The following is a 13,832-nucleotide window of genomic DNA, read 5'->3' on the forward strand; positions in this document are numbered from 1 at the left end:
TGATCCGTGATGATCAGAAAGGGCCGCCGCATTCCGGCGGCCTTTTTGCGTCGAGCATCATCCTGCGAACACTCGCACCTCCCTCATCACAGCGGACCATCCGCCACACAATCCGGCCCGTCCGCACATTCGCGCGCATGGATGCCGAGAATCACCAGTCTGGGCCACAGCAGATAGGCCTCGATCTCGATATTCTCGCCAAAAGACAGCAGCGTCAGCGTCATCATCACACCCAACGGCAGATAGCCACGCGGGTGGCGCGCCGCGTCGACCAGCGCCAGCCCCGTTTGCCAGACAAACGGCACCAGCAGCGCCAGCAGCCCCACAAGCCCCTTCACGAACAGCAGGCCGAACCATGTTTGCTGACTACCGATGGGCATGTATTCCACCGCATGACTGCCCGGATGGACGGTGCCGTGGCCAAACCAGAACCCATCGTTCTACCAGCGTTCGGACGCAATGCGCTGCAAGGAGCTGCGCACACGGGTGCTCTCACTGCGCGCGCCCTTGAACGCCGCCACCGCATCAAGGGCGGCATTCGCGACGAAGGTGCCCAGCATAGCCATCGACGCCATCAGCGCCGCCCCGACCTGCCACGCCCAACCGCGCAGCAGCAGCGGCATCATGCGCGGACCAATGGTGCAGGCAACAGGGCCCACAAGACCCATGCGCGATTTCGAGGCAAGGATCATCAGCGTGCCCGCTGCAATCCCGATGCTGCGCCATTTGATGCAGCGTTCTTCGAGCGCGAGCAGCACCATGACCACGCCCAACAGCGCGGCAAAGGGCGACCATGGCGCATAGAACTGCCAGCGTGGCGTCCAACTGGCCGGATCCCATGTGAACAGAAAGACCGAGAAATACTCAGGCCCCGGCCCGCCAATCGCCTTGAGCGGGGAGGTGAAGATACGTTCGGGCAGGCCCGGATAAGGCGCGGCGAGCAGCATCGGTGTAAGAATCAGCGTCCAAAGGCCGATCACGCATTGGCCACGCACCAGAACCGACCGGCGGATCGGCACCACCGCCCCGATCAGCGGAAACAACGCCAGCAATGCCCAACCCTTGGCCCAGCCGATAGAGGATTTAATCGTCTGTTTGGTACCAAGCGCCCAATCCAGATGCCCGATCCAGAGCGCGACCAGCAGCACAAACATGCCCGCAATCCACGCCCAGACCACCGGCGAGGTTGAACCGGTCGCGCGCATATCATCGCGCACCGCTTCGCCCAGATACAGCACCAGCACCGCCAGCCCGCCCAGCAGCCACGCAATCACCGGCCCGACCACATAGAGCGCCCCAAGCCCATAAAACGGCCACGTCCACACCAACGTGCGATAGACGAAGCGTTCGGTCGGGTTCATGCCGGTCATGGCGTGGCATCCGGTTTGCGCAGCAGACGAGAGATCAGCGCGAGGCGGATCCAGCCGAGCGACGGGCCCATCAGCATCATGAATGTCGCCGCGATGCCCGCCGCGATGGCCAACTTGCGGTTCGGCGAGGACGGGCGATCCGGCAGGGACGGGTTTTCCAGCACCTGCACCAGCGGATAGGACGCGTAGACATCCGATTTGCCTGTTTCGGCCCGCGCAATCGCAGAGGCAAAGACCGCCTCGGCAACCGAGAAATTCCGTTCCAGATCCTTGAGGTCGGCGGCAACGGGGACAAGGCCGTGCATTCTGTCTACTACCGCTATCTTGCCCGCTGCGCCCTGCGCCTGACGGGCAGCAGAACCAGCCCCCTTGCCCTTGCGCTGCGTGGCGTCGTGACCAGCCCTGTCGGCTTTTTCGCGCAACCGATGCGCGGGGTGCTGACCCTTGGAGCCGCCTGTTGCGCGGTTGTGTTCCCCGCCGCCCTTACCCGCGCCCTGTTCGCCCGCTAATCCCTTCGGAGATCGCCATGCCTGCTGCATCCCTCATCGTCCCCGCCTTCAACGTTGCCCGCACCTTGGGCGCCACGCTTGAAGCGCTTGTCGCGCAAACCTTTACCGACTTCGAAATAATCGTGGTCAATGACGGTTCGACCGATGCGCTGTCGCCGGTTCTGGACCGCTTCGCGTCCGAACCACGCCTGCGCATCATCCACCAACGCAACCGCGGTCTGGCGGCAGCACGCAATACCGGCATCGACGCCACGCGTGCCGATGTGATCGGGTTCTGCGACGCCGATGACATCTGGGAGCCGACGAAACTTGCCGCGCATATCCTCAAGCCCAACCCGATCGGCCACAGCTTTGCCGCTGTGCTCCGCCGCGCCGTTTTGAAGAGATCGCCTATCGCCCGCCCCGCAAGCGCAGGAAGTCGTGGCGCCGTAGGCGTCAGTAAGCCTCGCGGTAGAGGCGCAGCGCGTCTGCCTCGGTTACTTCGACAGGGTTGTTCACCAGCAGGCGCGTTTGCAGCATCGCATCGCGCGCCAGCATGGGCAGATCGCCCTCTGGCACGTCCACATCACGCAGGCGCAGCGGCGCGCCGGAGCGTTCCATCAGATCCTGCATGAACGCCACGAAACTGGCGGAACGGGCCTGTATCCCCTCGTCCGACGGGCCAAGCACCACATCGGCCAGTTCGGCGTAATGCTGGGCCGCAGCGGTCATGTTGTAGCGCAGCACAGGCCCCAGCATCAGCGCGTTGGTCAGCCCGTGTGGCAGGTGGTAGTGCCCGCCCAGCGGATAGGCCAGCGCATGGACCGCCGCGACGGGGCTGTTGGAAAACGCCTGCCCTGCCAGTGTCGCGCCCAGCAACATCGCCTCGCGCGCGGCGCGGTTGGTGCCATCGGTGCAGGCGGTGAGAAGGTTCGCCGCCATCAGGCGCAGCGCCTCGCGGGCGAAGACGTCCGACAGCGGGTTTTTCTTGTGCTGGCTGGTATAGGCCTCGATCGCGTGAACCATGGCGTCGATGCCCGTGGCGGCTGTTTGCCACTGGGGCAAGCCTGTGGTCAGCTTGGCATCCAGTATCACGCGGTCGGCATAAAGCTGGGTCGACACGATGCCCATTTTGGTCGTCTCTCCGGTCGTCAGGATGGTGATGTTTGTCACCTCCGATCCCGTGCCTGCGGTGGTCGGCACCTGCACCAGCGGCACACGATTGCCGCGCACATTGCCGATGCCGTACATCTCGGACAAAGGCTGGTCCGAGCCGAGCATCAGCGCGGTGATCTTGGCAATATCCATCGAAGAACCGCCCCCCAGCCCCAGCACGATATCCGCGCCCGCCTCTTTGCCCTGCGCGACACAGGCGGCGACGATATGTTCGGGGGGGTCCGCGACCACATCGTCGAAGATCGAGATCGTGAACCCTTCGCCTTCCAGCGACGCAATCGCAGGGGCCAGCAGGCCGGAGTCGTTCAGGAACTTGTCCGTCACGATCAACACATTGCGTTCCGAGAACCAGCCGCCCAGCAGCGCGCCCATGCGTGCAGCGCCATCCCATTCCACCAGCATCGAGCCGGGAGTGTCGAAAGAAAAAGGAGCGAGTGTCTGCGTCATCGGAAGCTGTCCTTGGTCAGAGGGTTGGAAACGTAGGTGATGTTACGCAGCATCGGCGCTGCCGCGAAAGTAGGTTTGATGGGCACGGCCCCGGCGGATCCGGCGCAAGGCCGGGTCACAGCCCGCTATCCTGCTGTGCCTGACGCGCATTCACGCGCTTCATCACAAAAGGCAGGACGGCAACAAGGCACAGCGCGATCAGCAGGCCCAGCGAGATCGGGCGTTCGAAAAAGATGGTGAAGTCGCCGCGCCCCAGTTGCCATGTGCGCAGCAGGTTGCCCTCCATCATCCGGCCCAGCAACAGGCCGATGACCATGGCCACCACGGGATAGTTGAAATGCTTCATGATCAGGCCCAGCATCGCACCGGCGGCGAGGGTGATCGGCCCCACCATGTTCTGCGACAGCGCATAGGCGCCCAGCACGGTCAGCACGGTGATCACCGGCAAAAGATAGCGCAACGGCACTTTGACGATGGTGACCGCGATGCGCAGGAACAAAAGCCCCATGCCCGCCAGCAGGATCGCCTGCACAAGGTTGCCACCGATGATCGCATAGACGATGTCTTTGTTATCAGACACAAAACGTGGCCCGCCTGTGACGTTGTGCATGGCAAACGCGCCCAGCATGATCGCCGTGCCCGCCCCGCCCGGAATGCCGAGGGCCAGAAGCGCGACCATGGATCCGCCTTCGGACGAGGAGTTCGCCGATTCCGCCGCGATGACGCCTTCGGGGTTGCCCTTGCCAAAGCTCGCGCCAGTGTCAGACCGCGCGCGCGCAAAGGAATAGCTGACCAGATTGGCGACTGTAGAGCCGACACCGGGCACCGAGCCGACCGTCGCACCGATCACGCCGCCGCGTATCATCAGGTACCAGTGTTTGAACGCGCCGGTGAACCCTTTGGCGATCAGCGACAGTTTCACCTGACGGGCCGAGGCATCCGCGACGATATAATCGCTTTTGACCAGCGCAAAGATTTCAGAGGCTGCGAACAGGCCGATAATGGCGGCAGTCGTCGCGATCCCGTCGAGCATGTACATCGACCCTGCCGTGCCGCGCATGACGCCGGATGAACTCATCCCCATTGTGCCCAGCATCAGTCCGACGGCGCCCGCCAGCACACCGCGCCAGAAGAACCGGCCCGACAGGGCGGCGATCAGGAACAGACCCGCCACCGCGACCAGAAACAGTTCGGGCGCGCCCAGTTTCAGCACGAGCCGCGAAATCGGCTCAAGCAGCACAAACAGCAGCGTGTAGCCGACAATCGTGCCAACGGTCGACGCGGCCAGCGCAAGGCCCAGTGCCTCGTTATGGCGGCCCATGCGCGCCATGGGATAGCCGTCAAAACAGGTGGCAATGGCCGCCGTCGTACCCGGCACGTTCATCAGGATCGCAGGGACCGAACCGCCAAAGCCGCCCCCCGTGAAGATCGCCGTGAGGAACAGGATGGCCGACAGGAAATCCATGTTCAGCGTAAACGGCAGCACCACCGCCATGGCAATCGGCACCGACAGTCCGGGCAGAACGCCGAAGGTCAGGCCGATTAGCAATCCGAGGGGCACAACCAGCCACGCCATCGGGTTTCCGGCCAGAAGGGCGATGGCGTCGCTTGCAGCAGCGAGATCGATCATAAGGGGCCTCAGTTCACAAAAAGGTGGTGGGAATGGAGATCGACAGGATCGTTTCAATCGCCCAGAGCGGCAGCAGTCCCGCAGCGAGCGAGAACGGCACAATCACGCGCCAGTCGCGCGCGCCCTGAAGCAACATGCACAGCGCGATATAGGTGACGGTACCGATGTCAAAGCCGACGAACGGCACGCTTAGCACATAGACAAGTAACAGGATCGCGGACAGCGGCGTGCCCCAGACCTGACGAAAGCTGCGCTGATCCGCGTCGCCCGTGGGCACATCTGCCGCCGGATCATCCTCTGGCGGGACAGGCGCGTCCGAGACAGCGCGCTGTATTTCCTTGAGCAGCAAGGCCGCGATGATCACCAGCGCCAGTGCGGCGGCAGGACCGATCAGCAGCATGTTCTGCACCTTGGATTGCGCGCTCCATGCGTCGTTCGCATACCACAGCGCGTAGGCTGCAAAACCGCCCAACAGCAGGACATGTCCCGTGGCCCCGCTCAAACGCTTCATGATACTGCGCATCGCTGCCTCCCTTTTGTTCTCGTCGTCCCTGCCCCGCATCCGCGGTGGGGATCATGGCAATCGGGGCCGGACCGTAAATCCCGGTCCGGCCCCGTCTGTGCAGGATTATTCCAGCGCGCCGATGTTTTCTGAGAACGCTTCATAGCTTGCTTCAAGCGACTCGGCGGTTGCTTCCGGTCCCATCCACTGGCCTCCAATGCTGCCCTCTTGGATGAACGCCTTGTAGTCGTCGCGCTCAAGCATCCGCTTGTAGGCCGCGACAAGGGTTTCGTACCGCTCGGGGTGCTTTTCCTTAAAGCTGGCGTGCACAACCAGCGTGCGCAGGTCTGCCGCAAGCAAGGGGATTTCGGCGTCGAATTCGGCCAGCACGTCGTTGATGTTCGGTGCGTCCCAGATGTCATCGGGTTCGGCCTTGATCACCGCCAGCGGACGCACGTCTTCGGCAATGACAGACGAGCCGAGGCCCGAGATCAGCGAGAACGTGACCTGATTACCGGCCAGCGCGGTCCGCATCGGCGCGCCACCATCGTAGCTGATGAAGTTGATCGCATCGGGTTCCAGCCCCAGACGTTGCAGCATGATGACCTGTGCAAGATGCCCGCCATCGCCGTTGATGATCGCCGAGGTCGCCTCGCCCGGATTGTCCTTGATGAACTGGATCAGCTCGGCCCCTGTTTGGAACGGCTGTTCTTTGTTCACCAGCAGCACGTAATAGTCCTGCCACTGGCCGTTGATGAAGTGGAACTTGTCCCATTCCACCATGCCCTGCCCGCGCAGGATGTTGGAAATCAGGTAGGGGTTCACAGGGCTGACCAGACCAACAGACCCATCATCGGGCTGTTGCAGGAAGAAGGTGTGACCCAGTGCGCCACTGCCGCCGGGGCGGTTGGTGACCGTGACCGGCACGCCCAGTTCTTCGGGCAGGAACTGGCTGATCGAACGCGCCATGCGGTCGGCCGATCCACCGGGGTTGAACGGCACGATGATCTCGAATCGTCCGGGTTCATAGGCGTCTTGCGCAGCAGCGCCCGTCGCGGCAAGCGCCAGTCCTGTCATAGCGCCAAGAAAAGCCCTGCGGCCAAATCCGTACTTCATGATCAATCTCTCCTCCTGATGATCCGATATGCGGACAGACGCCATGTGACGACCTGCCCGATCCCGAGGGCGACACTACGCTTGGTATACAATTAGTCAAGCATTGCCGTTAAATTTTACCAATTGATCTCAGATTGCATACAACTTAGAGATAAGAGAGGTTTTTGACGGCACATGTGCCATATTGTGCCGACAGGAGAATTCGCCATGGCAACCCCCCCTTCCAAAGACGGCCCAAAAACCAAAAAACCCAACAAGACAGCCTCGTCCCGTGTCTATGAAACGCTGCGCGACGACATATCCGCCGGCGTCTACAGTGTGGGGGATCGTCTGACCGAAGGGGCGCTGGCCGAGGCGCTGGATGTTTCGCGCACGCCCGTCCGCGAGGCGCTGCGCCGTCTGGCATCGGAAGGATTCGTGACGCTGTCGCCCCATGCGGGCGCGCTGGTAAAAGGCTGGTCGTCGCAGGACGCGCGCGACGTGTTCGAAACCCGCGCCATTATCGAAGCCGAAGCCGCAGGCCGCGCCGCCCGCGCCGCCACGGCGCAGGACATTCAGATTCTCGACGATCTGGCGCGCCGTATGGAAGGTGCCGCCGGAGAGCCTTTGCGCGATGTGCACGGCTATTCCGAGATGAACCGCGATTTCCACGGCCATATCCTGCGCATGTCGGGCAATCGTCGCATCGAAGATATCGCATTGAACCTGATGGACCTCGGGTTCCTCGTACAGTCCTACCGCCTGTTCGAACAGGAGGACGTGAACCGGTCGCTGTCCGACCACCGCCAGCTTGTCACCGCGATCCGCGAGGGCGAGGCCGATTGGGCCGCTGCCGTGATGCGCGCCCATATTCTGGCCGCCGCGCGCGTGTTCAAGGGCACCTACGAGGACAACGCAACAGATCCAGCGGAGCGCAAGGCTCCGACGAAAACAAGTCAAAAAGGAACCTAACCCATGAGCAAACCCAGTTTAAAAGCGGCCCTAGAGGCAGGGCAGTTCGTCACCGCCCCCGGCATTCACGACATGATTTCGGCGGTGATTGCCAACAAGGTCGGGTTTGATTTTGTCTATTCCTCGGGCTACTGGGGCACCGCCTCGGCTGAGGGGCTGCCGGATGCGGGCATCACCACCTATACCGAGATGGTGCAGCGCCTGCGCACTCTTGCGCGGACCTGCGATGCAGGCGTGATTGCCGATGCGGACACGGGCTTTGGCGGGTTGCTGAATGTCGCGCACAGCGTGCGCGGCTATATCAGCGCGGGCGCCACGGCGATCCAGATGGAAGACCAGAAATTCCCCAAGAAATGCGGGCATACCCCGTTCAAGCAGGTTATCCCGTCCGCCGAGATGGAACAGAAGATCAAGGTGGCCTGCGACGCACGCGACGGGGCTGACGCGCTGATCATCGCGCGTACGGATGCCAAGGCGATGGAAGGGTTTGATGCCTCGGTTGAACGTCTGCTGCGGTATCGCGATGCCGGTGCCGATGTGGTGTTCCTTGAGGCGCTGGATACCGAGGAAGAGATGCGCAAGGCCTGCGAGCTGATCGACGCGCCGATGATGGCGAATATGGCCGATGGCGGGCGCACCCCGATCCTGCCAGCCAGCAAGTTGCAGGACATCGGCTATTCCCTTGCTATCTTCCCTGCCCTGACCGGACTGGCAGCAGCGGCAGCGGTGGAAACCGCGCTGAACACGCTGAAGGCCACGGGCACATCGCTGTCGCCCGACGTGCCGCTGTTTGACTTTCAGGAATTCAACGGGCTGATCGGGTTTTCTGAGGTCTGGGAGTTCGAGAAAAAGTGGGGCGATGTGCCGGAGGCGGCAGAGTAAAACGCCACCCCTAAGGGTGCCGAAAAGTGGAAAGGCCGGGCAATTGCCCGGCCTTTTGCGTTTGAGCGTCCGTGGGGGCGGTTAGTCAGCGGCCCCGCCATAGGGCACGTTCTGCCCGCCATAGCGCCGGACCCGCACATTGCATTGTTCGGCATGGCCCACGAACCCTTCCAGCAGGCACAGGCGCGATCCGTAAGCGCCGATTTTCGCAGCGGCCTCGTCCGTGGTGATCCGCTGGTAGCTGTGGGTTTTCAGGAACTTGCCCACCCACAGACCGCCTGTATACCGCCCCGCCTTCTTGGTGGGCAGCGTGTGGTTGGTGCCGATCACCTTGTCGCCATTGGCCACGTTGGTGCGCGGCCCGAGGAACAGCGCGCCATAGCTGGTCATGTTCTCAAGGAACCAGTCATCGCGGTCGGTCATCACCTGCACGTGTTCAGACGCCAGCTCCTCTGCCGCTTGCAGCATCTCGTCATAGCTGTCGCACAGAATAACCTCGCCATAGTCCCGCCAGCTTGCCCCTGCGGTTTCAGCGGTGGGCAGGATTTTCAGCAGGCGGTCGATCTCGGCCAAGGTTTCTTCGGCCAGTTTGCGCGAGTTGGTGATCAGGACGGCGGGGCTGTCATAGCCATGCTCTGCCTGCCCCAGAAGGTCGGTTGCGCAGAGTTCGGCGTCAACCGTATCGTCCGCGATCACAAGCGTCTCGGTCGGGCCTGCGAACAGGTCGATGCCGACCTTGCCGAACAACTGGCGCTTGGCCTCGGCCACAAAGGCATTGCCCGGGCCGACCAGCATATCGACCGGCTTGATCGTTTCGGTCCCGATGGCGAGTGCGCCGACCGCCTGAATACCGCCCATGACATAGATTTCATGCGCCCCGCCCTTGGCCATGGCCGCGATCACGGCAGGATTGGGCGCGCCCTTGAACGGCGGGGTGGCGGCGGCGATGCGCGGCACCCCTGCGACCGAGGCCGTCAGCACCGACATATGGGCCGACGCGACCATGGGGAATTTCCCCCCCGGCACATAGCAGCCCACCGATTGCACGGGGATATTCTTGTGCCCCAACACGACCCCCGGCATGGTTTCAACCTCCACATCCGTCATCGAGGCGCGCTGTGCCTCGGCGAAGGTGCGCACTTGGGTCTGGGCAAAGTCGATATCCGCCATCTCGCGGGTCGTAACCTTTTGCATCAGCGCCTCGATCTCGCTGTCGCTGAGGCGGAAGGCAGGCGGGCTGTAGTTGTCGAACTTTTCGGACAGGTCGCGCACGGCGGCGTCCCCGCGCGTTTCGATATCGGCCAGCGTGTTTTCGACGGTTGTGCGCACCTTGGCGGCGGCGTCGTTACGCTCGGTATCGGACTTGCCGCGTTTGAGATGGGTGATGGGCATGACGTTCCTCCTCGGATGTCAGGACTGCAAATGTAGGAAAGCGGGGGCGCAATCGCCCCCGCGTTATGGCTGCGAACGGGTCGGCTTAGCCGATATCGGGTGCCTCGCGGCCACGGGTGAACTGCGAAATGGCCACTGCCACGATCAGCGCACCGCCGTTGAAGACGTTGGTTACCCAAAGCGGAATGCCCAGCATCGTCAGCCCGGTGATGCCGGTGCCAAGGAAATAGACGGCAACCATCGCGCCCCACGGGTTGAACCGCCCCGGCATGATGGTGGTCGACCCAAGAAAGGCGGCGGCAAAGGCAGGCAGCAGGTAGTTCAGCCCCGAATAGGGATCTGCAGACCCCAGCACGCCCGCATAAAGAATGCCCGCACAGGAGGCGACAACCGAGGACGCGACCAGTGCCCCGACGCGTACCTTTTCCACGCCGATGCCGTTCAGGCGCGCGACCTCCCTGCCCCGTCCCACGAACAGCAAGCGGCGGCCCAGTGGCGTGAAGTCAAAGATGTACCACAGCACGACCACCGCCGCGAAAGCGTAGTAGAACGCATAGGGCACGCCGAACAAACGACCGCCCACAACTGCCATGATCAGCGCATTGTCGATGCCCCCGATGGTGGAGGAGTTGGTGAACCACTGCACAATCCCCGAGATTAGAGATGTCGAGCCCAGCGTGACCACCAACGACGGGATGCGCACATAGACGATGAAAAACGCATGGAACAACCCGACAGCAACGCCCGCCAGAACCGACAGGATCAGACACAGCACGATCGGCAGGCCCATCCACGCGTTCAGTACTGCGATCAAACAGGAGGACAGCGTCATCACCGCCCCCACGGACAGATCGTAGTCACCTGATGTAAGCGGGATGATTATTGCCAGCGCCAGCAAGGCGGCAGGCGCATAGGAGGCAAAGAGGATCGAAAAGTTGCCCCAACGCGGAAAGGAATTCGGCATGGCAAGGCTGAACCCGAGGATCAGCAACGCCCATACCAGCAACAGCGCGTAACGTTCGAAAAGGTGCAGGCGGCGGGCACGCGTCCGCGCGCGTTCTGCGTCGGTGGCGGCACTTTGTGCGTCAGTCATTCTTGGCTCCGGTTCTGTGTATCGAGTGAGGCATAGCAAGCCTGCGTAATGTGGTCTTTGGTCACCTCAGGACCGCGCAATTCGCCCACGATCCGTCCCCGTGCAAAGACGAGAACACGGTCGCAGATATGGGCAAGCTGTTCCGCGTCCGAACTGGCGCACAGTACCGACATGCCCTCGGCCGCCTCGGCCTTGAGCGCGTCGAAGATGCGCGCGCGGGTGCCGACGTCGACCCCTTGTGTGGGTTCATCGAGCATCAGCAGCTTGGGCTTGCGCTTCATCCAGCGGGCGATCAGCACCTTCTGGGCATTGCCGCCCGACAGCGACCCCAGCGGGCGGTCGGGATCATTGGGGCGTACCTCGTAGATATCGCCCAAACGGGCCGCTTCGCGCCGCATCTCGCCATTGCGCAGGCGCAGACCGCGAAACCAGTCCCCGATATCGGGAAGCAGCATGTTGTCCGCAATGGACAGGGTTGCGACCCCGCTTTTGGCATCGCGATCCCCGGGCAACAGCGCGAGACCTTCGTCGATGGCGTTGGCCGGTGTCATGCGGCGCAGATCATGCGGCACACCTTCGATGTCCAGCGAACCCGCGCTGGCGGGGCTGGCGCCGAACACCAGATAGGGCACGCGGTCATAGCCAGACCCGATCAGACCAGTCAGGCCCACAATCTCGCCCTTACCGACCGAGATGTCGCAGGACGGCAGACCCGTGCCGGTGATGCCCTTGATGTCGGCACATGGGGGAAAGCTGCGCAATTCCGGCCCTGCCCCCGACAGTTCATCAAGGGACCGGCCAATGATCAGTTCGATCATCTCGCCATGGGTGGCGGATTTGGTGTCGACACTGCCGGAAATACGCCCGTCACGCAGGATGGTGGCGCGGTCGGTAATCTCCATCACTTCGTCGATATCGTGTGAGATAAACATGACCGATGATCCGCTGTCCGCAATTTCCCGCATCAGCGCAAACAGCCGTTTCACCCCCTCTTCGGGCAGGAACGGCGTCGGTTCGTCCAGCAGCACCAGTCCGGGTTTGCCGGTCACTTCGCAGGTTTCGCGGATTTCCTCGAAGGCGCGCACGATGGCCAGCAAGGCGCGGTTCACCGCGTCCAGTTCATCCACGCGGCGCCATTGGTCGATGTCGAGGCCATAGCGGTCAAGCACCGCCTGTGCCGCAGCCTTTTCCGCACGCCAGTCGATGCGCAGGCGCGGTTGCACGGCAATCTGTTTGAGGCGCAGGTTTTCAAGCACCGTCAGCGATGGCAGCAGGCCGAGGTTCTGGTGCACAAAGCTCATCCCCAGCCGCCGGAAATCGGAAGGGGCAAGAGGCAGCGAGACTTCCTCGCCATTGAAAAACAGGCGTCCGCCCGCATCCGGCGCGTGGTAGCCTGCGAGAATTTTGATCAGTGTGGATTTGCCCGACCCATTGGTGCCGAGCAGCCCGTGTACTTCTCCGGGGCGGACCTCAAGCGTGACATCGTCAAGCGCACGGGTGGCGCGGAATGTCTTGGAGATCCCTTCGAGCCGGATGGTCGGCGCGCCCCCTTGCGGGGAGGCGCCTGTCCGCGTCTTGGCGGGTGTTTCAGCGATGGATGTCGCCACGGGCCTTATTCCAGACCCCAGAGGGTGCGGAACCCGGAGATATACGCATCGCCATAGCCGGTATCGAACTGGGCAGGCGTGCCTGCTTCGGCGGCGTTGCTCTCGTCAAAGATATAGAACGGCACGGCCAGTTTTTCTGGCACGTCAAGGCCGCACAGATCGCGCATGTGACCATCAACCGTGGCGTATGCGATCCAGTCGAGGCTTTCGCCGATGTCCATCGACACCGATCCCTGCTGGATGAAATCAAGCACGAAAGGTGTGCCGTTGAAGGTCGCAACCTTCACTTGACCCATCTTGCCGGTTAGACGCAGCGCGGGCACCACGAATTGCGCCATGGAGTCGTAAATCGGGATCACCACGTCGATGTCGGGGTTGGCTTGCAGCGCGCTTTGTACCGATGGCTGGATCTTGGTGCCCCATTCGGCAACACCCACGTTGATCTCTGTCACGATCTCGCAATCGGGGCAGTTCGCGGCCAGTTCTTCGGTGAATCCATCCATCAGCGGAATGGTTGGCGGCACTTCGCGCGACACGATCACGGCGATCTTGCCTTTGCCTTCGGTGTTCACGGCTGTCCAGTTTGCAAGAATGCGTCCGATTTCATTAAAACCGATGGGCAGCGAGCTTGAGATCAGCGGGTTCGGCTCAAACGACGGGTCATAGAAGTGCGAGGTCATCGTTTTGATGCCCGCCTCGTTCGCGGCCTTGATCTGTGGTTCGACCGTGTCGGGCGAGATGCCCGAGATCAGGTTGATCACGTCAAACCCGTCGCGTACCGCATAGTCAAAGCCCTGCACCCACTGGCTGGGCTGGCCCTGATTTTCCCATTCCACAACTTCGAGGCCGATTTCGTCGCCCACGACCTTCATGCGGTCAATGATCCCTTTCAGGAACGGGTTGCCCGAGTTGTTGGGGATCGACAGCATTTTCTTGTCCGCCGCACATTGACGAATGTCGAACGCCTCACCAGGTGCGGTGAATTCAGGCTTGGCCGTGTAGACGGCCAGTTTTTCCTTGGCACGGGCCATCGCGGCATCGTCTTGGGCGTGCAGAACTGCCGGCGCGAACATGGCGCAGGCGGACAGCAGGCTTAGTGTTCTTTTCAGTTTCATCTTCGTACCTCCGTTGGATACCGGCGGGCTCTATCGACTCGTCCGGCTTTTTGAATACGCATT

Annotated in this window: 12 protein-coding genes and 2 pseudogenes; 4 read left to right on the forward strand and 10 right to left on the reverse strand. The window is 62.3% G+C overall.

Going from position 1 to position 13,832, the window contains the following annotated elements; translation table 11 throughout:
- Window positions 1-86 precede the first annotated feature (86 nt).
- Both AC6GQJ_RS04445 and AC6GQJ_RS04450 read right to left on the reverse strand, forming a co-directional pair.
- Window positions 87-1,370, reverse strand: a pseudogene (locus AC6GQJ_RS04445) (O-antigen ligase domain-containing protein).
- The gene (locus tag AC6GQJ_RS04450) at window positions 1,367-1,675 is read right to left on the reverse strand and encodes a hypothetical protein (RefSeq protein ID WP_500772166.1); all 309 of its coding nucleotides are present in this window, start codon (window positions 1,673-1,675) and stop codon (window positions 1,367-1,369) included. The pseudogene AC6GQJ_RS04445 and the gene AC6GQJ_RS04450 overlap by 4 nt, the downstream one beginning before the upstream one ends.
- On the opposite strand from AC6GQJ_RS04450, the gene AC6GQJ_RS04455 reads away from it, so the two are divergent.
- Both AC6GQJ_RS04455 and AC6GQJ_RS04460 read left to right on the forward strand, forming a co-directional pair.
- The gene (locus AC6GQJ_RS04455; protein WP_500772168.1) at window positions 1,670-1,879 is read left to right on the forward strand and encodes a hypothetical protein; all 210 of its coding nucleotides are present in this window, start codon (window positions 1,670-1,672) and stop codon (window positions 1,877-1,879) included. The genes AC6GQJ_RS04450 and AC6GQJ_RS04455 overlap by 6 nt on opposite strands.
- A 17-nt stretch (window positions 1,880-1,896) precedes the next feature.
- Window positions 1,897-2,148, forward strand: a pseudogene (locus tag AC6GQJ_RS04460) (glycosyltransferase family 2 protein); the annotation flags it as partial.
- Window positions 2,149-2,314: 166 nt separating this feature from the next.
- Here the strand turns inward: AC6GQJ_RS04460 and AC6GQJ_RS04465 are convergent.
- From AC6GQJ_RS04465 to AC6GQJ_RS04480, 4 genes are all read right to left on the reverse strand, one after another.
- Window positions 2,315-3,481 carry an iron-containing alcohol dehydrogenase gene (locus tag AC6GQJ_RS04465; RefSeq protein ID WP_500772170.1) on the reverse strand — a complete coding sequence of 389 codons (1,167 nt, stop codon included), beginning with the start codon at window positions 3,479-3,481 and terminating at the stop codon, window positions 2,315-2,317.
- 115 nt (window positions 3,482-3,596) lie between these two features.
- Window positions 3,597-5,111 carry a tripartite tricarboxylate transporter permease gene (locus AC6GQJ_RS04470; protein ID WP_500772172.1) on the reverse strand — a complete coding sequence of 505 codons (1,515 nt, stop codon included), beginning with the start codon at window positions 5,109-5,111 and terminating at the stop codon, window positions 3,597-3,599.
- Between the two features lie 13 nt (window positions 5,112-5,124).
- The gene (locus tag AC6GQJ_RS04475; protein WP_500772174.1) at window positions 5,125-5,634 is read right to left on the reverse strand and encodes a tripartite tricarboxylate transporter TctB family protein; all 510 of its coding nucleotides are present in this window, start codon (window positions 5,632-5,634) and stop codon (window positions 5,125-5,127) included.
- A gap of 105 nt (window positions 5,635-5,739) precedes the next feature.
- The gene (locus AC6GQJ_RS04480) at window positions 5,740-6,729 is read right to left on the reverse strand and encodes a tripartite tricarboxylate transporter substrate-binding protein (RefSeq protein ID WP_500772176.1); all 990 of its coding nucleotides are present in this window, start codon (window positions 6,727-6,729) and stop codon (window positions 5,740-5,742) included.
- A 207-nt stretch (window positions 6,730-6,936) separates the two neighbouring features.
- Here AC6GQJ_RS04480 and AC6GQJ_RS04485 point away from each other — a divergent pair, with 207 nt between their 5' ends.
- Window positions 6,937-7,680 carry a GntR family transcriptional regulator gene (locus AC6GQJ_RS04485; RefSeq protein ID WP_500772177.1) on the forward strand — a complete coding sequence of 248 codons (744 nt, stop codon included), beginning with the start codon at window positions 6,937-6,939 and terminating at the stop codon, window positions 7,678-7,680.
- Between the two features lie 3 nt (window positions 7,681-7,683).
- The gene (locus AC6GQJ_RS04490; RefSeq protein ID WP_500772179.1) at window positions 7,684-8,562 is read left to right on the forward strand and encodes an isocitrate lyase/PEP mutase family protein; all 879 of its coding nucleotides are present in this window, start codon (window positions 7,684-7,686) and stop codon (window positions 8,560-8,562) included.
- An 81-nt stretch (window positions 8,563-8,643) separates the two neighbouring features.
- Here the strand turns inward: AC6GQJ_RS04490 and hisD are convergent, their stop codons facing one another.
- The 4 genes from hisD to AC6GQJ_RS04510 all read right to left on the reverse strand — a co-directional run bounded on the left by hisD (window position 8,644) and on the right by AC6GQJ_RS04510 (window position 13,769).
- Window positions 8,644-9,954 (reverse strand): histidinol dehydrogenase, encoded by a 1,311-nt coding sequence (gene hisD / locus AC6GQJ_RS04495; RefSeq protein ID WP_500772181.1) that lies wholly within the window; start codon window positions 9,952-9,954, stop codon window positions 8,644-8,646.
- Window positions 9,955-10,039: 85 nt separating this feature from the next.
- Window positions 10,040-11,047 carry an ABC transporter permease gene (locus tag AC6GQJ_RS04500; RefSeq protein WP_500772183.1) on the reverse strand — a complete coding sequence of 336 codons (1,008 nt, stop codon included), beginning with the start codon at window positions 11,045-11,047 and terminating at the stop codon, window positions 10,040-10,042.
- Window positions 11,044-12,654, reverse strand: a complete 1,611-nt coding sequence (locus AC6GQJ_RS04505; protein ID WP_500772185.1) for a sugar ABC transporter ATP-binding protein — start codon at window positions 12,652-12,654, stop codon at window positions 11,044-11,046. The genes AC6GQJ_RS04500 and AC6GQJ_RS04505 overlap by 4 nt, the downstream gene beginning before the upstream one ends.
- A 5-nt stretch (window positions 12,655-12,659) precedes the next feature.
- Entirely contained in the window at window positions 12,660-13,769 is a 1,110-nt protein-coding gene (locus tag AC6GQJ_RS04510; protein ID WP_500772188.1) for a sugar ABC transporter substrate-binding protein, read from the reverse strand.
- Between the last annotated feature and the right edge of the window lie 63 nt (window positions 13,770-13,832).

The organism is Tateyamaria sp. 7Alg 36 (genome assembly GCF_059882455.1).